Here is a 23,009-nt window from a genome sequence, read left to right as displayed (position 1 = left end):
GAACGACCAGAACGACCGCGACGACCGCGACGACCGACACGACGAGAACGACGCGAACGGCAAGCCCGGCGAGCACGACAACCGGCCCGGCGACCGTCCCCCCGGCGGACTGCTGCGCTGTCTGGTCACCGGGGCCACCGGCTACATCGGCGGACGGCTGGTGCCGGTGCTGCTCGACGCCGGCCACACCGTACGGTGCCTGGTCCGCGCCCCGGACCGGCTGCGGGACCACCCCTGGCGGAGCCGGGTCGAGGTGGTCACCGGGGACGTCACCCGCCCCGAGAGCCTCACCGACGCCTTCACCGGCATCGACGTCGCCTACTACCTGGTGCACTCGCTCGGCACCGGTGCGGACTTCGAGGCCACCGACCGGGCCGCCGCCGAGGCGTTCGGGCGGGCGGCGGAGTCGGCCGGGGTGCGCCGGATCGTCTACCTGGGCGGCCTGGCCCCCGCCGGGGTCCCGGCCGGGCGGCTCTCCCCGCACCTGCGCTCGCGGGTCGAGGTCGGCCGGGTGCTGCGGGCGAGCGGCGTGCCGACCGCGGAACTGCGGGCCGCGGTGATCATCGGGTCCGGCTCCGCCTCCTTCGAGATGCTGCGCCACCTCACCGAACGGCTCCCGGTGATGGTGACCCCGCGCTGGGTGGACACCCGGATCCAGCCGATCGCCGTCCGCGACGTGCTGCGGCTGCTGGTCGGGGCCGCCACGCTGCCGCCCGAACTCGACCGCGCCTTCGACATCGGCGGTCCCGAGGTGCTGACCTACCGCCGGATGATGGAGCGGTACGCGGCGGTGGCCGGACTTCCGCGCCGGCTGATCCTCGCCGTGCCGGTGCTCACACCCCGGCTCTCCAGCCTGTGGGTCGCCCTGGTCACCCCCGTGCCCGGGTCGATCGCCCGGCCGCTGGTGGAGTCGCTGCGGTACGAGGTGGTCCGCACCGAGCACGACCTCGACCGCCTCCTGCCCGAGCCGCCGGGCGGCGCCGTCGGCTTCGACGAGGCCGTCCGGCTGGCGCTGCGGCGGATCAGGGACGCGGACGTCGCCACCCGGTGGTCCTCCGCCTCGCTGCCCGGCACCCCCAGCGACCCGCTGCCCACCGACCCGGACTGGGCCGGCGGCAGCCTCTACCAGGACGTCCGGGAGCTCCGGGTGGACGTCGACCCGGCCGCGCTGTGGCGGGTGGTGGAGGCGATCGGCGGCGACAACGGCTGGTACTCCTTCCCGCTCGGCTGGGCGGTGCGCGGGTGGGTGGACCGGCTGCTCGGCGGGGTCGGCCTGCGGCGCGGGCGGCGGGACCCGGCGCGGCTGCGGGTCGGCGACTCGCTCGACTTCTGGCGGGTGGAGGAGCTCGATCCCGGACGGCTGCTGCGGTTGCGCGCCGAGATGCGGCTGCCCGGTCCGGCCTGGCTGGAGCTGACCGTCACCCCGGACGGCGCGGGCGGCTCCCGGTACCGGCAGCGGGCGCTGTTCCACCCGCGCGGGCTGGCCGGGCACGCCTACTGGTGGTCGGTGGCGCCCTTCCACGCCGCCGTGTTCGGCGGGATGGCCCGGCGGATCACCGAGGAGGCCGCGCGCGGCTCCGGGGGACGTACCGGCGACGGAAGGCGCGCCGGTGACAGGAGGCGTGCCGGCGACGGGGGACGTTCAGGCGACGGGGGACCTCCCGGGGGCGGTACGGCCTGAGCGGCCGCCCCGGCGAGCGGCAGCCGTCCCGGGGGCCGGCGGCCGCCCGGCCCTCAGCGGGCCCGGCGCAGGTCGGCCAGTTCGCCGGTGATCCGGCCGAGGAAGCGCGCCACCGCGGCCAGTTCGGCCAGGGTGAACTCGGCGCGCACCGCCTCGGTCCGCCGGGCCACCGGCGCGAACCACTCCGCCGCCATCCGGCCGGCGCCCGGCAGATAGTGCACCAGGACCAGGCGCCGGTCGGCGGCGTCCCGGCCGCGGCGGATGTGCCCGGCCCGCTCCAGCCGGTCCAGCACCGCGGTGACGGCGCCCGAGGAGAGGCCCAGCTCCTCGCCCAGCCGTCCGGGGGTGATCCCGCCGCCGCCGGACCCGTGGGACTCCGGGGCCGCGCGCATGATCGCGAGCAGCGCCTGCACGTCAGTGGTGTGCAGACCGCTGGCGCCGGCGAAGCCGTGGCCGAGCAGGTTCATCTCGGAGGCGAGGTCCTGGAGCAGCCGGCCGAGCGCCGGCCCGCCGGGCGGAACCTGCCCCTGGTCGTGCTCCTGCTGCTCCTGCTGCTCCCCCTGCTCGGACAAGGCGTGTTCTCCGGTCGCGTACGGCATCGATCCAACCCGTTCAGCCTAACGGCGCCGGGCCACCGCCCCGCGGATCACCCCACGGACCCCACGGATCCACCCTGCGGATCGACCCCGGAGCCCGTCCCCGGCCCCGCCCGCAGGGCACCTCGGCCGACCCCGGCGGGCCACCAGACCCGGTCCCCGAGGTCGCGGACCAGCGCGGGCACCAGCAGCGAACGGACCAGGAGGGTGTCCAGCAGCACCCCGAACGCCACGATGAAGGCGATCTGGGCGAGGAAGGCCAGCGGGATCACCCCGAGCGCGGCGAAGGTCGCGGCCAGCACCACACCCGCCGAAGTGATCACTCCGCCGGTGGCGGTGAGCCCGCGCAGCACCCCCTCGCGGGTGCCGAGGCGCAGCGACTCCTCCCGGACCCTGGTCATCAGGAAGATGTTGTAGTCCACCCCGAGGGCCACCAGGAACACGTACCCGTACAGCGGCACCGAGGGGTCCACTGCGGAGAACCCGAACACGTGCGGGAACACCACCGCGCTGACCCCGAGCGTGGCGAGGTAGGAGAGCGCGACGGTGGCGGCCAGCAGGAGCGGCGCCACCAGGGAGCGCAGCAGCAGGACCAGCACGGCCAGCACGCAGAGCAGCACGACCGGGGTGATCAGGCGCCGGTCGTGGGCGGCGGTGGTCCGGGTGTCCTCCTGCTGGGCGGTGTAGCCGCCGACCAGGGCCCGCGCGTCGGGCACGGCATGCACCGCGTCCCGCAGCCGGTGGACGGTGGCGATGGCCGCGTCGCTGTCGGCCGGGTCGGTGAGCGTGGCCTCCAGCCGGACCCGGCCGTCCACCACCAGCGGCGCGGCAGCCGGCCCGGCACCCGGCACGGAACCCGACCCGGCAGCCGGCGCGGCACCGGTCACGCCGCCCGGCCCGGCGCCCGGCGCCCCGGCGGTGGTGGCGCGGACGGCGGCGACCCCGGGCACAGCGGCGGCGGCCGCCGTGACGGGTGCGGCACGGTCGGCGGCGGCGATGATCACGGCGGGGTTGCCGCTGCCGCCGGGGAAGTGCGCGGAGAGCAGCCGCTGGCCGGCCGCCGAGGGCTGGGCCTTGACGAAGAGCTCGCTCTGCGGGACGCCGCCGGCGTCCAGGGTCGGGGCGAGGCCGGCGAGCGCCGCCAGGACCACCAGGCTCCCCGCCCACAGGGCGCGCGGACGACGGGCGACGAGCTCGGCCACCCGGGCCCAGACCGCGTTCACGGGGGCCCGTCCGTCGGCGGCGGGCCGGGCCGGCCAGTAGGCGGCCCGGCCGGCCAGCACCAGTGCGGCGGGCAGGAAGGTGAGCGCGGAGAGCACGGCGCAGCCGATCCCGATCGCGCCGACCGGGCCCAGGGCGCGGTTGTTGGTGAGGTCGGAGAGCAGCAGGACGAGCAGGCCGAGGGCGACGGTGGCACCGGAGGCGGCGATCGGTTCGACGGAGTGCCGCCAGGCGGTGCGCATCGCGGCGAACCGGTCGCCGTGCAGGTGGAGCTCCTCGCGGAAGCGGGCGGAGAGCAGCAGGCCGTAGTCGGTGGCGGCGCCGATGACGAGGATCGACAGCAGTCCCTGGACCTGGCCGTCCACGGTGACCAGGCCGTGGTCGGCGAGCAGGTAGACCAGGGCGCAGGCGATGCCGAGGGCGAAGACGGCGCCGAGGATCACCAGCAGCGGCAGCAGGACGGCGCGGTAGACGGCGAGCAGGATGAGCAGGACGACGCCGAGGGCGACGCCGAGCAGCAGTCCGTCGATGCCGGCGAACGCGCCGCCGAGGTCGGCCGCGATCGCGGCGGGTCCGGCCAGGCCGACGGTGGTGCCGGGGACCTGTTCGGCGAGTCCGCGGACGGCGCTCACGGTGTCGCCGGTCTGCCGGCCGAGGTCGGCGCGCAGTTGGACGACGCCCTGGAGGGCCTGCCCGTCGGCGGCGGGCAGGGCGGGCGAGACCCGTCCGGTGGCGCCGGGCAGGGCGGCGGCGGACCGCAGGGCCTGTTCGGCGGCGGCGCGCCCGGTCCCGTCGAGGGGGCCGCCGAGGCTCTCCCAGACGATGATCACGGGCACCGCGTTGTCGGTCCGGAAGTCGGCGCCGAGCCGGGCGGCCTCGGTGGACTCGGCGCTCCGGGGCAGGAAGGCGGCCCGGTCGTTGGTCGCGACCTCGCCGAGCCGGCCCGCGTAGGAGCCGAAGGCGCCGCCGAGGCCGAGCCAGACGATCAGCAGCGCGAGCGGGACGAGCAGCCGGGCGCGGCGGCGCCGGGCGGACGGGCCGGTCGGGGTCCCGGCCGGGGGTGCCGGGACAGGAGGTACCGGGGCGGGTGGTGGGGTGGCGTGGGGACGGTCAGCGGGCATGGCGGGGCGCGCTCCGGGCCTGGGCGGGGTCGTGGACAGCCCGGATCATATCTCTCGACCATTAAGAGACTTGACGGGTGGAGAGGTTTCGCGGTCGGGCCAGGAGTCCGGCGACCGAGAGCGCGCCCCAGCCGACCGAGACGGCGACGGCCATCACCCGGTGGCGGCGGGCCGGGAGGGCGGTGGCGAGCAGCGCGGCGTCGCCCAGGTCGGAGGCGATCCGGAGGGCGGTCGCGGTGCGCAGCGCGCTGTCGTTCGGGGCGAGGGCCATGGCGAGGCCACAGGCGGCGTCGCGCAGGGCCAGCGGGCGCAGGCAGGCGGCGACCGGCGCGGGCACCGAGCCGTCCGGCGCGGTGAGGCCGGAGGGCCGGGCCAGCAGGACGGGTCGGCGGGCGACGGCGAGGCCGTAGACGGCGGTGGCGGCGCCGGTGAGTCGCAGCAGGGGCTGGTGCATGGTGGTGACCTCCCGGTGGGCTGGCGGACGGGCGGATCCTATCTCTCGACTGTCGAGAGATCCCGGCGGACGGGTCCACTCGGGGGCGGGCCGGGAGGGACCGGACCGCACGGCCCCGGGCACACCGACGGCCCACCGGCACGGGACCGGTGGGCCGTCGGCGCGCTGCCCGCAGGGAGCCGACAGGGCGGGTCAGGAAACGCGCTTGATCTGCCAGGCGTTGTTGTTGAGGCTCGGCACGGCGGAGTAGCGACAGCTGCTGTTGTAGAACGAGGAGAGCTGCACCCAGCCCGTCGGCTGGTAGGTCGAGGCGCAGACCGTGAGCGTGGTGCCGATCGGCAGACCGGTGAGCTGCTTGATCTGCTTCTTGTTGGGGTTGAAGGTCGAGCCGCAGCTCAGGTCGTTCCACCACTGGACGTCGACCCAGCCGGTCGGGGTGAGCTGGCTGCTGCAGACGTTCAGGGTGTCGCCGGGGGCGGCGTGCGCACTGGTGGTGGTCATGGTGAGCGCGGCGGCGGCACAGCCGGCGGCCACGGCGAAGGCACGGAAGCGGGACACGATGCGGCTCCTCTCGACGGCGCGGGCACTCCGCACCGAGGATTCATTCCTATCGGTGGGACCACAGGCACGGACAGTGACTTTCCGGTCCGGGAGTCCGCGGTCCGCGACGGGTTCGCACCTGTTGACAGTGCGTCGACGCACGTGTTCACGGCATATGCGCCGGACGGACCTCAGGACACGCGCTTGATCTGCCAGGAGTTGTTGTTGAAGCTCGGCGAGACCGAGTAGCGGCAGCTGCTGTTGTAGAACTCGGAGAGCTGCACCCAGCCGGCCGGCGGGAGCGTCGAGGCGCAGACGGTGAGCGTGGTGCCGATCGGCAGACCGGCGGCCTGCTGGATCCGCTTGGCGTTGGGATTGAAGGTGGATCCGCAGGCGTACTCGTTCCACCACTGGACGTCGACCCAGCCGCTCGGGGTGAGCTGGCTGCCGCAGACGTTCTGGGTGTCGCCGGGAGCGGCCTGCGCGGTGGTGGCGGTCAGGGCGAGCGCGGCGGCGGCGCAGCCGACGGTCAGGACGGCGGCACGGAAGCGGGACACGGTGGCTCCTCTCCGCGGCGCGGGCGATCCGCGCCGGACACCCATTGGTACCGGCGGCACGACGAGTACGGACAGCGTGTTTCCGGCCGGTCCGCCCGGGAGCGCGCCGGGCCCACCCGCAGCCCGCCTGGGCGGTGATCCGGGTGGGCCCGAAGGGAATTGACGTGACGTCAGGAGACGCGGGTGATCTTCCAGGAGTTGTGGTTCAGGCTCGGCACCGCCGAGTAGCGGCAGCTCTGGCTGTAGAACTCGGAGACCTGCGTCCAGCCGGCCGGCGGCCACGCCGAGGCGCAGACGTTCAGGGTGGTGCCGATCGGCAGACCGGCGACCTGCTCCATCGTCTTCCGGTTCGGGGTGAAGGTGCCGCCGCCGCAGCTGTAGTCGTTGGCCCAGGCGATGTCGACCCAGCCGGCGGGGGTGTACTGGTTGGCGCAGATGCTCACGATGTCGCCCGGGGCGGCCTGGGCGACGGTCGCGGTGGTGGCGGCCAGGGTCAGGGCGGCGGCGGTACAGCCGAGGGCCAGTGCGGTGGCGCGGAGACGGGACACGGTGCGGCTCCTCTCGCGGCACGGACGTTCCGTGCCGGGCCCATTCCTACCGGCGCACCAGGGCGCGCGAACAGGCGCTTTCCGGTCCGGTGCGCCGGGGCGCGCGTCGCGTTCGCGCCTGTTGACAGTCCGTCGGCGCACTTCCCGGAAGACCGAACGGCCCATCCGGCCCCCGGAGTTCGGGGGTCGGACGGGCCGGGCGGGTTACCTCGGGCTCACGGGCCGCGCGGGTCACGTCGGGCAGGGGCCGCGCGGGCTACCTCGGGCACGGGCCGCGCGGGTCACGTCGGGCGCACGGGCCGCGTCGGCGTCAGCCGGTGATCGGCTTCACATCCAGGCGGACGTGGTCGACGGCCCAGAACCAGTTGTTCCCGGCGTCGAACATCCGGAACTTCAGCGTCACGCTGCGCGCACCCGCCGGAACGGCGAACTGCTTGCCGATGAAGGCGTTCTGGACGTCCTTGCCGGCGTTGTCGTTGCCGGTGGCGTCCGAGCTGTAGTAGACCAGCCGGGTCTCGGTGCCGTTGTCGAAGACCGCGGTGACCGAGGCCTTCTGCGGGGCCTCCTGGCGGTAGTGCGAGTCGAAGCCCAGGTACAGCGTGGTGGCCCCGGCCGGGACGGGCACCGCGGGCGAGACCAGGGTCGAGTCGAACACGCCCTTCTTGGACGGCGCGCCGGTGTCGTCCCAGTCGTCCGGGTCGGCCACGGCCAGGATGCCCAGGCCCCGGGTGAAGTTGCCCCGGTCCTGGCCGGCCGGGTTGGACCACTCGCGCTTGGTGTGGAACGTCCAGCCCTGGAGCCGGACGGTGCCCTGCGGCATGGCCGGCGCGTTGACCACGGACCAGCCCTGCGGGGCCTGCGGCGTCCAGCCGACCACCCCGGCGACCGGCTGCAGCGCGCCCGCCAGCGACTCGAAGTCCTCGCCGAGCAGGTGTCCGGCCATCACCGGCGCGGTGCGGGCAGCGAGTTCGCCGTCGGCGACGGCGAAGCGGTTGCCGGCCAGCGCGCGGGCGGTGACCAGGACGCGGTGGGTGGCGCCGTCCGGCAGCTGGGCGGGCGGGGTGACGTCCCACTCGGCGGTGGCGCTCGCCCCGGCGGCCAGCGCGGCGGGCGGCGCGGTGACGGCGGCGACCGTCCAGCCGGCCGGGACGACCGGCTGCGCCTCGATCACGGTCAGCGCGTCGGTGGCGGTGAAGCGGGCGGTGACCCGGGCCGGGCGGCCGGGCAGCAGGATCGCCTCGTCGATGGTGGTGGAGGCGGCCTTGAGCGCGACGTCCACGGTCAGCGGGTCGGCCTGGCCCATCGCCGGGTCGGTGAGCAGGTGCTCGCCGTCCCAGGGGAAGCGGCCGGCGATCCGGCGGCGGAAGCCGAGTTCGCCGCGCACGCCCACGGCGACGTCGTACCAGCCCTCGGGGCCGACGTTGAGGTTGACCGTCTTGTCGTCGCCCGCGGCGACCCGGACCTCGCGCAGTCCGTCGCCGTAGGCGAGGTCGCCCACCAGGAAGGTCTGGGCGGTGCGCGAGCGGTTGATCACGTCCACCTCCAGCACCTTGCCGTTGCGCTCCTCGGAGAGCGAGATCTCGTACGCGGCGTCGACGGTGCCGCGCAGGTGCCAGAGTGCGCCGTTGGGGCCGTGCACCCGCAGGTCGTAGCCGTCCTGGCCGACCGTCCAGACGTCGGAGATCCGGGACTTGGCGCCGACCGTGTAGTGGCGCGGCAGGGCGCCGGGGGCCGGGTAGACCGCGAAGACCGCGCCCTGCTTGCCCTGGTTGATGAAGTCAATGGTCAGCTGGTCGCCCTTGAGGCGCGGCTTGACGGTGAGGTCGTAGGGCGCCGGGCGGGCGGCGCGGGTGCCGCGCTCCTGCTGCGGGAAGGACTGCGGGTTGGGCACGGTGGGCGCGGGCAGCTTGCCGGTGTCGACGACCTTCTGCCGGTTGCCGCTGGTGTCGGGCAGCGCGGGCCAGCGCGGGTCGCGGCCGGAGAAGTCGAAGACATTGGTGAGGTCGCCGCAGACCGAGCGACGCCAGGGGCTGATGTTGGGCTCCTGGATGCCGAACCGCTGCTCCAGGAAGCGCAGCACCGAGGTGTGGTCGTAGACGCTGGAGTCGACGACGCCGCCGCGGGTCCACGGGGAGACGACGATCATCGGCACCCGGACGCCGAGGCCCATCGGGTACGGTCCGGACTCCACGCGCTCGCCGGCGGGCAGGGTGTCGGACCAGGCGAGCGAGCCGTCGGCGGCGCGGACCCGGTACTTGCCGTCCTGGCTCACCACGCGGTGGTAGGTCGAGCCGCCCTTGGTCACGCGGACGACGACCTCGCCGTCCACGGGCACGGTGGACTTGCCGCGGCCGGTGGCCAGCGGCGGGACGGGCGGCAGCTGGTGGTCGAAGAAGCCGCCGTGCTCGTCGTAGTTGAGGATGAAGACGGTCTTCTCCCACACCTCGGGCTTGGCCGCGAGGGCGGCCAGCAGCCGGGCGGTGAGGTGCTCGCCGTTCGGCGGCGCGTAGTTGGCGTGCTCGGAGAGCGCGGCGGGGGCGACGATCCAGGACACCTGCGGGAGGGTGTCGGCCTGGACGTCGGCGGCGAAGGCCTCGACCAGGGCGTCGCCCATCGCGAACGGGTCGCTCTTCTTGGCCGGGTCGCCGACCGCGCGCATGCCGCGCTCGTACAGCGGCTCGCCGGGCTTGGCCTTGACGAAGGGGGCGAACCAGGCGAGCGCGTTGTCGTCGAAGTTGTCCAGCGCCTGGTAGGTCCGCCAGCTGACGCCGGCCTTCTCCAGGCGCTCGGCATAGGTGGTCCACTCGTAGCCACCGGGGATCTCGGTGTTGTCGGTGACCGGGGTGTCCCGGACGGTACCGCCGCTGGTGCCCGTCATCAGGTGCTCGCGGTTGGTGTTGGTGTTGCACTGCACCGACGCGTAGTAGGCGTCGCAGGTGGTGAACACCGAGGCGAGCGCGTGGTAGAAGGGCATGTCGGCGCTCTCGTAGTAGCCCTGGCCGAGCCAGCCGCCGGAGCGGCGGGTGACCGAGCCGTCGGCGAGACCGTCGTTCCAGGCCTTCATCGAGTCGACGAAGCCGAACGCGGGGGCGCCCTGCTGGTACGCGTTGGTGTGGGCGGCGTTCATCGGGAACGGCAGGAGGTGACCCTCCTTGCGGCTCGGGTCGGGCTGGTGGAAGACCGAGCGGCCGTTGACGCCCCGCACCGCCGTCCGGTCGCCGAAGCCCCGGACGCCGGCCTGGGTGCCGAAGTAGTGGTCGAAGGCGCGGTTCTCCTGCATGAACACCACAACGTGCTGGATGTCCGCCAGTCGGCCGGGGCGGGCCGGCGCGGCGAGGGCCTCGCGCACGCTGAGGGGGAGGGCGGACAGCACGGCGGCGGCGGCCGCGCCGCCGAGCAGGGTGCGGCGCGACAGTTCGGGCTGCGGACTCATCGGGGGTGACTCCTTGTACAAAGCGGGGGGTGCCTGGAGCTGTGGTCCAGACCCGTTATGTGTACGGGCCCCAGGTGGACGGGAACGGGGGGTTCGATGGCGCGTCGATGACGGACAGTGAACCCATAGCTGTACAGACAACTTGCCATCAATGACGGTCCACGGTCACCCCCTCCCGCCGCGACCTCCGGGCCCGCCGTCCCAGCAGCCCCGCCGGTCACGCCAGGCCCCCGGCCCCGGAAGGTGGTTGACGAACCGTCGGCAGCCTCCGGCCAGGTCGTGGACAACCCTTGACGAGGCATGTGGTCTGTGGAAACCTCGCGGCAGGTCCAGGCCAATGATCTTCGTACGGGGGTAGGGGATCGCGTCGCCTGACGCATCAGGGGGGAAACCTGGGAGTCGGGTGCGGCCGTTCCTCGGCGCCTGCCGACCGGTCCGCGGGGCGGGCCGGCCACCCTTCGGCAGCCGCGCCGTCCGACCGCGCCGTACCGCGCCCGCGCGCCGCCACGGCCACCGCTCGGACGGGTGCCCCGCAGCTCCGTCTCCGACTCCCGAATCGAGCACAGCATGTCCGACTCCCCCAACCGGCCCGGCCCTTCCTCCGCCGCCGGGGACCTCGCGAGAGCGACGGACGCCGCACGGCCCGCCTCCCCCGCCCAGCACGGAATCTGGCTGACCAGCAGGCTCACCCACGTCCCCGAGGTCTTCCACCTCGCGCTGCGGATCGGCTTCGACCGGATCGACACCGACGCGCTGGCCCGCGCCGTCGCCACGACCGTCGCCCGGCACCCCGCGCTCTCCTCCGCGCTGGTGGAACGGGACGGCGTGCTCCACCCCGTCCCGGCCGGGCGGGCGCCCGCGCTCACCGTCCCGGAACCGGTCGGCGAGCCGCTCCGCGAGTGTGCCGACGCCTGCGCCGACGCCGACGCCAAGCGGCTCGCCGAGGAACTCGCCCTGCCGTTCGACCTGGCCCGGGGACCGCTCGTCCGGTTCACCCTGGACCGGCGGGCGGACGGCGGCGCCGAACTGCTGGTGGTGGCGCACCACGCCGTGTTCGACGGCCACTCCAAGGACGTGCTGGTCGCGGACCTCGCCGCCGGGTACGCCGCCGCGCTCGCGTCGTCGGTCGCGTCGTCGGTCGCGTCGTCGGTGACGGACGAGGAGCGGCCCGGGGGTGTCGACTCCGTCCCCGGCGCCGACACCGACGCGAACACGGACGCCGACTCCGCGCCGCTCGACCCCGACCTCCTGACCCGGGCGGCCGCCTTCCACGGCCCCCGGTGGGGGGCCGCCACCGCCCCGGTGCTCCCCGGCGGCGCCCGCGCCGTGACCGACGCCGGCCCCGGCGAGTCCGTCTCCTGGCGGCTCGACGGCCCGGCCCGGGCCGCCCTCGCGGACGCCGCCCGGACCGCCGGGGTCACCCGCTTCGAGTTCCTGCTCGCCGCCCTGCACGGCCTGCTGCACCGCTACGGCGGCGAGGCCGTCCCCGTCGCCGTCCCGTTCTCCACCCGCGGACCCCGGCAGCGCGACACGATCGGCCTGTACGTCAACGAGCTGCCCGTGTACGCCCCGGCCGGCCAGGACGGGGACACGCCGTTCGCGCGCTACGCCGCCGCCGTGCGCGCCGAGGCCCGGTCCGTCTCCGCGCACCGCGCCGTCCCGTTCGGCAGCGCCGTCCCCGGCCTCACCCCCCGGGCCGGACTGGCGCCGGTCTCCTTCGGCTACCGCCGCCGCACCACCGCCGACCCCGTGTTCCCCGGCAGCACCGCCTCGGTCGACTGGACCGTCTTCCCGCACGCGGCCCGCAACACCCTGCACCTCCAGGCCGTCGACGGCGCCGACGGGATCGAGCTCTCGCTCCAGTACGACCCGGCCGTACTCGCCTCCGCCGCCGCCCGGCGGGTCGCCGGGCACCTCGCCACCCTGCTCGCCGCCGCCGTGGCCGACCCCGCGACCCCGCTCGGCGACCTGCCCCTGCTCGACGCGGCCGAGCGGCAGCTCGTCACCACCGCCTGGAACGACACCGCCCGCGCCTACCCCGCCGACCGGACCGTGCTCGACCTGGTCCGGGAGCACGCCTCGGCCGCCCCCGACGCGCTCGCCGTGGTGACCGGCGAGGAACGGCTGACCTACCGGGAGCTGCTGCGCCGGGCCGACCGGCTGGCCGGGGAGCTCACCTCGGCCGGCATCGGCCGGGACGACCTGGTCGGCCTGCACCTCGCCCGCACCGCCGACCTGCCGGCGGCGCTGCTCGCCGTGCACGCGGTCGGCGCCGGTTACCTGCCGCTCGACCCCGGCTACCCGGCCGAGCGCCTCGCCTTCGTGCTCGCCGACTCCGGGGCGGCCCTGCTGCTGGCCGACCGCGAACCGGCCCCCGAGGTCGCGGCCGCCGCACCGGCGGTGCTCCGGCCGGGCGGGGCGGCCGCCACGGCGGACGTCGGCACCGATGCCGACCCCGGCCGGCTGGCGTACGTGCTGTACACCTCCGGCTCCACCGGCCGCCCCAAGGGCGTCGAGATCGGCCACCGGGCCCTGGTCAACCTGCTCACGTCCTTCGCCGCTCGGCTCGGCTCCGGTCCCGAGGACGTCTGGCTCGGCCTCACCTCGCTCTCCTTCGACATCTCGGCCCTGGAGCTGCTGCTGCCGCTGACCACCGGCGGCCGTCTGGTGCTGGCCCCGGACGGCCTGGCCGTCGACGGCCCGGGGCTGCGCGCGCTGGTCGAGCGCGAGGGCGTCACCCACGTCCAGGCGACGCCCTCCGGCTGGCGGGTCCTGCTCGGCGCCGGGCCGCTGCCGTCCGGGCTGACCGGCCTGGTCGGCGGGGAGGCCCTGCCGCTGCCGCTGGCCCGGCAGCTGCGGGCCGGCACCGACCGCCTGTTCAACGTCTACGGGCCGACCGAGACCACCGTCTGGTCCACCTGCGCCGAACTGCCGGACGACCCGGAGGCGGTCCGGATCGGCCGGCCGATCGCCAACACCCGCGCCCTGGTGCTCGACCGCCGCCGTCGGCCGCTGCCGATCGGCGTGCCCGGCGAACTCCACCTGGGCGGCGACGGGCTCGCCGAGGGCTACCTGGGCCGGCCGGAGCTGACCGCCGAGCGCTTCGTCGACGACCCCTTCGGCGCCCCCGGCGACCGGCTCTACCGCACCGGCGACCTGGTGGCCTGGAGCCCGGACGGCGAACTGGAGTTCCTCGGCCGGATCGACGACCAGGTCAAGATCCGCGGCCACCGGATCGAGCTGGGGGAGGTCGAGGCGGCGCTGCTGACCCATCCGGCGGTCGCGGAGGCCGCCGCCGCGGTGCACCGGGAGGAGGTTGTCGCGCCCGACAACGCGGAGGACGGGGGCGACGGCGAGCCGTTCGTCGCCGGTTACCTCGTCCCGGCCGCCGGACAGACCGCTCCCGAGCCCGCCGAACTCCGCTCCTTCCTGCAGCGGTTGCTGCCCGGCGCGGCCGTCCCGCAGCGCTTCCTGCTGCTCGACCGGCTGCCGCTGACGCCGAACGGCAAGCTGGACCGCCGCGCACTGCCCGTCCCGCCGGTGCCGGTCGAGGCCCCGGCCGTCGCCGCCCCCGGTCCGGAGGCGGAGGACGAGGTGCTCGCCGCCGTGCTCGCGATCTGGTCCGAGGTGCTGCGACTGCCCGGCCTCGGCCCCGAGGACGACCTCTTCGACCTCGGCGGCCACTCCCTGACGATCATTCAGATCACCGCCAGGATCCGCGACCTGTTGGGTGTCGAGCTCGACTTCGACGTATTCTTCGCCACCCCGACCCCGGCCGGCATCGCCGCCGCCGTCCGCGAACTCCGCTGACCGTCGGGCGGCGCGACGGGACCCGCGCCGCCCGACGTTCCCTCCCCGCACCCGCACCCGCTCCCCCCGTCCTCCCTGCCCCGCGCCCCCTCCCCTGCGGCGGCCCGCCCCGCGGCGCTCCCGCCCGGGGTCACCGCAGCCGCCGCCCGACGTGCGCCGAATGGAACAACCCATGACCGACCTCCAGGACCCCGCCGCCGGGCTGTCCGCGACCAAACGCGCCCTGCTCGCCCAGCGCCTGCGCGCGGCCGCCGGCACCACCACGGCCCCGGACGCCACCGCCCCGGCACCCGACGGTGGTAATCCCGGCGGCACTCCCGGCAGCGCGGCCCCCGCCATCGCCGTCGCCACCGTCCCGGCCCGACCCCCGGGCAGCGCGGTCCCGCTCTCCAGCGGGCAGGAACGCCTCTGGTTCATGGACCAGTTCGCGCCCGGCTCCACCGCCTGGGCGCTGGCCCCGGCCCGCCGACTGCGCGGCCCGCTGGACCGCACCGCACTGGACGCCGCGCTCACCGGGCTGCTCGCCCGGCACGAGGCGCTGCGGATGAGCTTCCCCGCCACCCCCGAGGGCACCGCCGAGGTCCGGATCGCCGAACCCGCGCCGCTCACCGCCGAGTTCGTGGACGCGACCGGCGACCCGGACCCGGCCGGGCGGGCCGCCCGCGAGCTCGGCGAGCGGGTGGCGCGACCGTTCGACCTGGCCGAGGGCCCGCTGCTGCGCGCCCTGCTGGTGCGCACCGCGCCGGACGAGCACGTGCTCGCCCTGGTCATGCACCACATCGTCAGCGACGGCTGGTCGCTCGACATCCTGCACCGCGAACTCGACGCGCTGTACGCCCGGCACGCGCACGGCACCCCGGACCGGCTGCCCGAACTGCCGGTGCAGTTCGGCGACTACGCGGGCTGGCAGCGGGAGCGGCTGGCCGGCGAGGCGCTGGCGGGCTCCCGGGCCCACTGGCGCGAGGAGCTGCGCGACGTCCCGGCCCTGGAGCTGCCGACCGACCGCCCCCGACCGCCGGTGCTGACCTTCGAGGGGGCCGCCACCGAGTTCCACTGGAGCAGCGAACTCGGCCGGGGAGTGGCCGAGTTGGCCCGGTCCTCGGGCGCCTCGGGGTACATGGTGCTGATGGCGGCGCTGCAGACCCTGCTCGGCCGGCACGCCGGGCGGCGGGACTTCGCGATAGGTTCCGCGGTGGCCGGCCGACTGCACCGCGAACTCGAAGGCGTGGTCGGCCTGTTCGTGAACATGCTGCCCATCCGGGCCCGGCTGGAGGGTGATCCGACCTTCGCCGAGCTGCTCGGCCGGGTGCGCGGCACCACCCTCGACGCGTACACCCACCAGGAGGTGCCGTTCGAGCAGATGGTGGCGGATCTGGACATCGAGCGCGACGTCAGCCGCTCCGCCGTGTTCCAGGTCAGCTTCGCCTACCAGAACTACGGCGAGCGCGGCGCCGCGTCCGCCCCGGCGGGCCCCGGCTCCCCGGACTCGCCCGGCGCGCCGACCGCCGAGAGCTTCGGGCACGAGGCCGCCACCACCCGCACCGACCTCGCGTTCTACCTGCGGGAGAAGTCCGACGGCGGCCTCTACGGGCTGCTCACCTACCGCACCGACCTGTTCGACGCCGCGACCGTGCGCCGACTGGTCGAGCGCTTCGAGCTCCTCCTCGCGGCGGCCGTCGCCGACCCGGACCGGCCGCTCTCCCGGCTGCCCCTGACCACCCCCGCCGAGCGCCGGGACGTCCTGGAGCGCTGGGCGGTCGGGCCCGCGCTGCCCGACCCGGACGGCGCCCCCGCCACCCTGACCGCGCTGCTCGCCGACACCGCCCGCGCCCACCCCGACCGGCCGGCCCTGGAGTCCGAGGGCCGCACCGTCACCTACCGCGAGCTGGACGAGCGCGCCACCGGGCTGGCCCGCCGACTGCGCGCGCTCGGTGTCGGCCCGGACGACCGGGTCGCGGTCTGCCTGGAGCAGTCGCCCGAGCTGGCGGTCGCCCTGCTCGGCGTGCTGAAGGCCGGCGGCGCCTATCTGCCGCTGGACCCGGAGCAGCCGCCCGCCCGGCTCGCCCACCTGGTCGCCGACTCCGGGGCCCGGGTCCTGCTCACCGAATCGGCGCTGCGCGACCGCTTCCCCGACCGGTTCCCCGGCCACGACGTCGCCGCGCTGCTGCTGGACACCGACCCGCCGGCGCGGGACTCCGAGCCGCTGCCGGAACTCTCCGGACCGGACCACCTCGCCTACGTCATCTACACCTCCGGCTCCACCGGCACCCCCAAGGGCGTCGCCGTCCAGCACCGGCAGATCCTCAACTACCTGGCCGGGGTGCGGGAACGGCTGCGGATCGAGCCGGGCGCGAGCTACGGGCTGCTGCAGTCGCTGGCCTTCGACTTCAGCATGACGATGCTCTACCTCGCCCTGAGCACCGGCGGCCGGGTCCACCTGCTGCCGCGCCGGATCGCCGGGGCCGAACTCGCCGAGCGGATCGAGGCGCTGGAGCTCGACCACCTCAAGATGACCCCCTCGCACCTGGCCGCGCTGAGCGCCGACGCCCCGATGGAACGGCTGCTGCCGCGCCGCTCGCTGGTGCTCGGCGGCGAGGCCTCGGCGTGGCCGTGGGCCGCCGGCCTGGCCGCGCTCGGCCGGTGCGCGGTGTTCAACCACTACGGCCCGACCGAGGCCACCGTCGGCGTGACCGTGCACGAGGTCACCGCCGACGCCGCCGGAACGGGCAGCACCCCGATCGGCACCCCGCTCGCCGGGGCCCGCTGCCACGTCCTCGACGAGGCCGGGCAACCGGTGCCGCCGGGCGTCACCGGCGAGCTGTACCTCGGCGGCGACCGGCTGGCCCGCGGCTACCTGGGCCGGCCCGAGCTGACCGCCGAACGCTTCGTCGACGACCCCTTCGGCGCCCCCGGCGACCGGCTCTACCGCACCGGCGACCTGGCCCGCTGGCGCACCGACGGCACCCTCGACTACCTGGGGCGGGCCGACGACCAGATCAAGGTCCGCGGCTACCGGGTGGAGCCCGGCGAGATCGAGGCGGCCCTGACCGCCCTGCCCGGCATCGGCCAGGCCGTCGTACTGGCCCGGGGCGAGGGCCTGCGGCAGATGCTGGTCGCCTACCTGGAGCGGACCGGCGACGCCCCCGTGCCCACCCCGGCCGAACTGCGCGACACCCTGGGCGAGTCGCTGCCCGACTACATGGTCCCGGCCCGGTTCGTGGTGCTCGACCGGCTTCCCCTGCTGGCCCACGGCAAGGTCGACCGGCGGAACCTGCCCGAACCCGAGGAGCCCGCCGCGAGCGGGGAGTTCGTCCAGCCCGAGGGCGAGGCCGAGGAGTTCCTCGCCGCACTCTGGGCCGAACTGCTGGGCGTGCCCCGGGTCGGTGCCCTGGACGACTTCTTCGAACTCGGCGGGCACTCGCTGCTGGCCACCCAGGTGGTCGCCAAGCTGCGCCGCGCCTTCCCCGAACTCCCCACCCCGGTCGGGGTGATGGACCTCTTCAAGTACCCCACGGTGCGCCGGCTGGCCGCGCTGGTCAGCGACCCGCACGCCGACCGGGGCCCGCGCAGCCTGCTGCACCTGCTCACCCCGGCCGGCCGCCGGACCACCGCCAGCCTGGTCTGCACCCCGTACGGCGGCGGCAGCGCGCTCATCTACAAGCCGCTCGCCGACGCCCTGCCCGCCGACTGGGCGCTGCACTCGCTCGCCGTCCCCGGGCACGAACTGGGCGAGGAGGCCATGGACATCGACGAGGTCGCGGCCGGCTGCGCCCAGGAGATCCTGGACACCGTCGAGGGCCGGATCGTGCTGTACGGCCACTGCGGCGTCGGCGTCCGGCTGGCCGTGGAGATCGCCCGGCGGGTGGAGGCGGCCGGCCGCGAGGTCGAGGCCGTCCACCTCGGCGGCATCTTCCCGTTCGCCCGGCCGCGCGGACGCGGCGCCGCTGTCGGCGAGTGGTGGGCCCACACCGCCGACCGGATGCGCAGCGACCAGGGCATGATCAACGCGCTGGCGGCGGCCGGCCTGGACACCGACGAGGTCGGCACCGAGCAGCTGCGGCTGATGGTCGCCAACCGCCGGACCGGCACCCGGGAGGCCGAGCAGTACTTCACCCGGCTGTTCGAGAGCGAGGACGGCCGGATCGCCGCCCCGGTGTACGCGGTCTGCGGCGACCGGGACCCGGCCACCGAGTTCTACGAGGAGCGGTACCGGGAGTGGCACCGGCTCAGCGACACCACCGGCGTCGTGGTGCTCGACGAGGCCGGGCACTTCTACCTCAAGTACCGGGCCGCCGAGCTCGCCGAGATCCTCACCACCGTGCACCGCTCGGTGGTCGAGGGCGAGGAGCGGCGGCACGCGCGCACCGAGGGCGCCACCTGGTGGCTGGCCGGGCTCTCCCGGGACGCCGCCGAGCCCGCGCCGGCGGCCGCGACCGCCGCGGTGCGGCCCACCATGCGCCGCTTCCTCGGCGTCGCCGCCGGCCAGCAGATCTCGATGATCGGCTCGGCGCTCACCGAGTTCGCCCTGCCGGTCTGGATCTACCTGACCACCGGCTCGCTGGCGCAGTTCGGCCTGCTGGCCGCCTGCGGGCTCGTCCCCGGCATCCTCTCGGCGCCGCTGGCCGGGGCACTGGTGGACCGGGGCGACCGGCGCCGGATCATGCTGTACGGCGATGTCGCGGCGGGCCTCACCCAGGCGGTGATGCTGCTGCTGTACCTCACCGACTCGCTGGCGGTCTGGCACGCGTACGTGCTGATCGCGGTGCTGTCGACGGCGCTGACCTTCCAACGGCTGGCGTGGAACTCGGCCGTGCCGCAGCTCGTCCCGAAACGTTTCCTCGGCCGCGCCAACGGCGTCGTCCAGATGGCCTTCGGCCTCGCCCAGTTCCTGGTGCCGCTGTTCGCGGTCGGCCTGCTGTCGGCGCTCGGGCTCGGCGGCATCCTCGCGATGGACGTGGCCAGCTACGTGGTCGCCACCGGCGTGACGATGGCCGTGCGCTTCCCCGACGTGATGGCCGCGCGGCGCCGGGAGAGCGTCGGCGCCGAGATCCGGGCCGGCTTCCGGCGGGCGCTCGGCAGCCGCAACTTCCGGGCGATGCTGCTGTTCTTCGCCGTGCTCAACATCTTCCTGTCGCCGCTGTTCCTACTCACCACCCCGCTGGTGCTGTCCTTCGCCCCGCTGGCCGCCGCCGGCTGGGTCTCGGTCGCGGCCGGGCTGGGCGCCGTCCTCGGCGGTCTGACCCTGCTGGTGTGGGGCGGTCCGCGCCGGCTGCGGCTGCGCGGCGTGCTGCTCGCCACCCTCGGCCTGGCGGCCGCCTGCCTGGTGACCGGCCTGCGGCCGAGCATCCTGCCGGTCGCGCTCGGCGCCTTCGGCATGGCGTACGGGCTGGCCCTGGTCAACGGCGTCTACGCGACGATCGTGCAGACCAAGGTGCCGCTGCGCTTCCACGGCCGGGTGATCGCCGTCAACACCATGGTCGCCTGGTCCACCCTGCCGGTCGGTTTCGCCCTGGTCGCACCGCTCGGACCGCGCCTGGTCCAGCCCTGGGTGGACGCGGACGGCCCGCTGGCGGGCAGCGTCGGCCGGCTGATCGGCACCGGCGACGGGCGCGGCATCGGCCTGCTGTACCTGCTGTTCGGGCTCGCCATGGCCCTGCTGGTGCTGGTCTGCCTCGCCGTCCCCGCGCTGCGGCACTTCGACCGCGACGTCCCCGACGCCGAGCCCGACGACCTGGTCGGCCTGGCCACCCTCGCGGCGCGCGCCGCACCCGCCGTTTCGCCCGAACCCCCCTCCGCACCCGCATCCCGCACCGGAACCGAGGCCGCCGCCCGATGACCACCACCGACCGGACCGCCGGCCCCGCCCGCCCCGTCGAGGCCGTCCACCCGCTCACCGAGGAGCAGCGCCGGCTCTGGTTCCTCCAGCAGCTCCACCCCGCCGACGCCGGCTTCAACATGTACCTGTGCCGCCGGTGGAGCGGCCCGCTCGACGTCACCGCGCTGCGCACCGCGCTCGACCGGCTGACCGCCCGGCACGAGCCGCTGCGCACCCGCTTCGCCCTGGACGGCGAGGCGCCCGTGCAACTGGTCGAGCCCGCCGCGCCCGTCCCGCTCGACCTCGTCGCGCTGGCCCCGGGCGCCGGCGAGGCCGACTTCACCGAGGCGTGCCGACCCACCGTCAACGCGCCGTTCGACCTCGGCGGGCGCCCGCCGCTGCGCGTCGTCCTGGTTTCGGCCGGGCCCGAGGAGCACGCGCTCGCGCTGGTCGTCCACCACATCGTCTCGGACGGCTGGTCGTTCCGGATCCTCTGGCGCGAACTGCTCGCGCTCTACCGGGAGGCCCTCGGCGCGGAACCGGCCGGGCTGGCGCCGCTCGCCCTGCGCTACGGCGACGTCGCCCGCGCCGAGCAGCAGCGCGCCGAGGGGGGCGGCGGCGAGGCCGCGTTCCGCTACTGGGCGGAGAAGCTGGCCGGCACCGGCCGGCTGCGGCTGCCGCTGGACCGCCCCCGCCCGGCGGACCCCCGGCACCCGGCCGGCTTCGCCACCACCGCCCTCGGCCCGGAGCTCACCTCGGCCCTGGACGCCCTCGCCCGCCGGGAGCGCTGCACCCCGTTCATGGTGCTGCTCGCCGCCTACCAGTGCGTGCTGGCCCGCTGGACCGGCAGCACCGACTTCGTGGTCGGCACCCCGCTCGCGGGCCGCACCGAGGCCGCCCACGAGGGGCTGGTCGGCTACTTCGCCCGCACCGGCGTGCTCCGCGCCGACCTCACCGGCGAGCCCGACTTCCGCACCGTCCTGCACCGCGTCCGCACCGCCACCCTGGGCGCGCTGAGCCACCAGGACGTGCCGCTGGAGCGGCTCGCCACCCACCTGGGCCTGCCCGCCGAGGCCGGGGCGGCGCCGCTCTACCAGGCGGTGTTCGTGCACCAGAGCCAGTACGACCTGGCCGGCGAGGACGGCGGCACCCCGCTGCCCGCCGGGGTCCGCACCGCCTCCATGGACTCCGGCTTCGAGCGCGCCAAGACCGATCTGCTGCTGGACAGTTGGCGCACGCCGGACGGCGGGCTGACGCTCTCCTTCTGCTTCGACCGGGAGGTGCTCCAGACCGAGACGGTGGCCGCGCTCGGCTCCCGCTGCCACGCGCTGCTCACCGCCGCCGTCGCGGACGTGACGGTGCCGCTGCACGGCGACTGGCTGATCGGGCCGGACGAGCGGGCCGAACTGCTGGCCCTCGGCACCGGCCCGATCCGCGGTTCCGCGCCCCGCGCGGTGCTCGCCCGGTTCGCCGAACGGGTCGCCGCTGCCCCGGACGCCCCCGCCCTGGAGTGCGCGGGCCGCACCCTGTCCTATGCCGAACTGGACCGGCGCTCCGACGAGTTGGCCGCACGACTGGGACCGGTGCAGGGACAGCTGGTCGCCGTGCGGCTGGCCCCCTCCTTCGAACTGGTGACGGCCCTGCTGGCGATCTGGAAGGCCGGCGCGGGCTACCTGCCGCTCGACCCGGCCCACCCGGAGGAGCGGCGGCGGCTGATGCTCCGCGAGTCGGGGGCCGTCGCGCTGCTCACGGACGAGGACGGCTCCGAGGGCCTGCGGATCGTCGGGGCCGCCCCGGCGAGGACGGACGGCGACCTCGCCGGCCTCGCCTACGTCCTGTTCACCTCCGGCTCCACCGGCACCCCCAAGGCCGTGGCCGTGGACCACGCCGCCCTCGCAGCCCGGGTCGACTGGATGGCCGGGCCCGAGGGCTACCGGCTCGCCCCCGGGGACCGGATCGTCCAGTTCGCCTCCGTCGGCTTCGACACCCACGCCGAGGAACTGTGGCCCGCCCTCGCCTCCGGCGCCTGCGTGGTGCTGCTCCCGGGCGGCGGCCGCACCCTGCCCGAGCTGCTGCGCGGCCCGGACGGCCCGTCCGTCACCGTGCTCGACCTCCCCACCGCCTACTGGGAGGAGCTGGTCTCGCACGACGACCGCACCCCCTGGCCGGCCGGCCTGCGACTGGTGGTGCTCGGCGGCTCCGAGGTCCGCGCCGAGGCCGTCGCCCGCTGGCGGGAGCGGCACGGCGACACCGTCCGGCTGGTCAACACCTACGGCCCGACCGAGGCCACCGTCATCGTCACCGCCACCGACCTCGGCGCCCCGGACGCCGCCCGCCGCCCGTCCCTGGGCCGCCCGCTGCCCGGCGTGCGGCTGTACGTGCTGGACGAGCGCGGCGCGCTGCTGCCGCGCGGCTCCGAGGGCGAGCTGCACATCGGCGGCACCGGCCTCGCCCGAGGCTACCTCGGGCGAGCCGATCTGACGGCCTCGGCCTTCCTCGACGACCCGTTCCTCGAAGGTCCGCCCACCGGGGCGCGGATGTACCGCACCGGCGACCGCGCGCGCTGGCGCAGCGACGGGACGCTCGACTACCTCGGCCGCGGTGACGAGCAGGTCAAGCTGCGCGGCTACCGGATCGAACCGGCCGAGATCGAGGCCGCCCTGACCGCCCGCCCGGAGGTGGCCCGGGCCGCCGCCGTGGTGCGCGGCGGCCGCCGCCTGGTCGCGTACGCCGTCCCGGCCCCGGGCGCGGAGCCCGACCCCGCCGCCCTGCGCGAGCACCTGCTCCGGCGGCTGCCCGCCTACCTGGTCCCCGACACCGTCGTCCTCCTCGACACCCTCCCGCTGACCCTCAACGGCAAGCTCGACACCGCAGCCCTCCCCGAACCGGCCGCGACCGCCGGACGCCCGTACCTGGCGCCGCGGACCGATGCCGAGCAGCTGGTCGCCCAGCTGTGGCAGGAGGTGCTCGGGGTCCCGCAGGTGGGAGCGCTGGACGACTTCTTCGAACTCGGCGGCGACTCCCTGCTGGTCACCCGGGTGGTGGCCCGGATCCGGGCGGGCGTCGGTCTGGACGTCCCGATCCGTGACGCCTTCGAGCTCTCCACGGTCGCCGCGCTGGCGGCCCGGGTCGAGGAGCTGCTCGTCGCCGAGATCGAGGCCCTGAGCGAGGACGAGGCGGCCGACCGCCTGGACGGCTGACCGTCCGGGGGGCGGGCCGCGGCCCGCCCCCCG

Annotated in this window: 11 protein-coding genes; 4 read left to right on the top strand and 7 right to left on the bottom strand. The window is 75.7% G+C overall.

Going from position 1 to position 23,009, the window contains the following annotated elements:
• The first annotated feature begins 112 nt into the window (after positions 1 to 112).
• A complete protein-coding gene (locus ACW14Y_RS36840) occupies positions 113 to 1,681 on the top strand; it encodes an SDR family oxidoreductase (RefSeq protein WP_456988352.1) in 1,569 nt (522 codons plus the stop codon).
• Between the two features lie 53 nt (positions 1,682 to 1,734).
• Here ACW14Y_RS36840 and ACW14Y_RS36835 read toward each other — a convergent pair whose 3' ends face one another.
• The 7 genes from ACW14Y_RS36835 to ACW14Y_RS36805 all read right to left on the bottom strand — a co-directional run bounded on the left by ACW14Y_RS36835 (position 1,735) and on the right by ACW14Y_RS36805 (position 10,151).
• Entirely contained in the window at positions 1,735 to 2,253 is a 519-nt protein-coding gene (locus tag ACW14Y_RS36835; protein WP_456984933.1) for a MarR family winged helix-turn-helix transcriptional regulator, read from the bottom strand.
• Positions 2,254 to 2,327: 74 nt separating this feature from the next.
• Entirely contained in the window at positions 2,328 to 4,619 is a 2,292-nt protein-coding gene (locus ACW14Y_RS36830) for an MMPL family transporter (protein WP_456984932.1), read from the bottom strand.
• A gap of 61 nt (positions 4,620 to 4,680) precedes the next feature.
• On the bottom strand, positions 4,681 to 5,073 hold the full coding sequence (locus tag ACW14Y_RS36825) for a hypothetical protein (protein WP_456984931.1): 393 nt from the start codon (positions 5,071 to 5,073) through the stop codon (positions 4,681 to 4,683).
• Between the two features lie 192 nt (positions 5,074 to 5,265).
• Positions 5,266 to 5,631, bottom strand: a complete 366-nt coding sequence (locus ACW14Y_RS36820; protein WP_456984930.1) for a hypothetical protein — start codon at positions 5,629 to 5,631, stop codon at positions 5,266 to 5,268.
• 173 nt (positions 5,632 to 5,804) lie between these two features.
• A complete protein-coding gene (locus ACW14Y_RS36815) occupies positions 5,805 to 6,170 on the bottom strand; it encodes a hypothetical protein (RefSeq protein WP_380304414.1) in 366 nt (121 codons plus the stop codon).
• A 170-nt stretch (positions 6,171 to 6,340) separates the two neighbouring features.
• Positions 6,341 to 6,718, bottom strand: coding sequence for a hypothetical protein (locus ACW14Y_RS36810; protein WP_266314789.1), 378 nt, complete (start codon positions 6,716 to 6,718; stop codon positions 6,341 to 6,343).
• A 310-nt stretch (positions 6,719 to 7,028) separates the two neighbouring features.
• Positions 7,029 to 10,151: a phosphocholine-specific phospholipase C gene (locus ACW14Y_RS36805; RefSeq protein WP_380304417.1), complete on the bottom strand. Its 3,123-nt coding sequence runs from the start codon at positions 10,149 to 10,151 to the stop codon at positions 7,029 to 7,031.
• 567 nt (positions 10,152 to 10,718) lie between these two features.
• Between ACW14Y_RS36805 and ACW14Y_RS36800 the strand changes: the two genes are divergently transcribed.
• The 3 genes from ACW14Y_RS36800 (at position 10,719) to ACW14Y_RS36790 (ending at position 22,976) form a co-directional block, all read left to right on the top strand.
• Positions 10,719 to 13,961, top strand: a complete 3,243-nt coding sequence (locus tag ACW14Y_RS36800) for a non-ribosomal peptide synthetase (protein WP_456984929.1) — start codon at positions 10,719 to 10,721, stop codon at positions 13,959 to 13,961.
• Positions 13,962 to 14,133: 172 nt separating this feature from the next.
• Entirely contained in the window at positions 14,134 to 19,797 is a 5,664-nt protein-coding gene (locus tag ACW14Y_RS36795; RefSeq protein ID WP_456984928.1) for an amino acid adenylation domain-containing protein, read from the top strand.
• Entirely contained in the window at positions 19,794 to 22,976 is a 3,183-nt protein-coding gene (locus ACW14Y_RS36790; protein ID WP_456984926.1) for an amino acid adenylation domain-containing protein, read from the top strand. The genes ACW14Y_RS36795 and ACW14Y_RS36790 overlap by 4 nt, the downstream gene beginning before the upstream one ends.
• The last annotated feature ends 33 nt before the right edge of the window (positions 22,977 to 23,009 follow it).

It is taken from the genome of Kitasatospora sp. cg17-2 (assembly GCF_054031055.1).
This window is presented reverse-complemented; position numbering and strand designations above follow the sequence as displayed.

Excerpts from the sequence above, each read along its gene's own strand:
- ACW14Y_RS36795 (WP_456984928.1), top strand. The coding sequence starts at position 14,134 with ATGACCGACCTCCAGGACCCCGCCGCCGGGCTGTCCGCGACCAAACGC.
- ACW14Y_RS36805 (WP_380304417.1), bottom strand. The coding sequence starts at position 10,151 with ATGAGTCCGCAGCCCGAACTGTCGCGCCGCACCCTGCTCGGCGGCGCG.
- ACW14Y_RS36830 (WP_456984932.1), bottom strand. The coding sequence starts at position 4,619 with ATGCCCGCTGACCGTCCCCACGCCACCCCACCACCCGCCCCGGTACCT.
- ACW14Y_RS36800 (WP_456984929.1), top strand. The coding sequence starts at position 10,719 with ATGTCCGACTCCCCCAACCGGCCCGGCCCTTCCTCCGCCGCCGGGGAC.
- ACW14Y_RS36790 (WP_456984926.1), top strand. The coding sequence starts at position 19,794 with ATGACCACCACCGACCGGACCGCCGGCCCCGCCCGCCCCGTCGAGGCC.
- ACW14Y_RS36825 (WP_456984931.1), bottom strand. The coding sequence starts at position 5,073 with ATGCACCAGCCCCTGCTGCGACTCACCGGCGCCGCCACCGCCGTCTAC.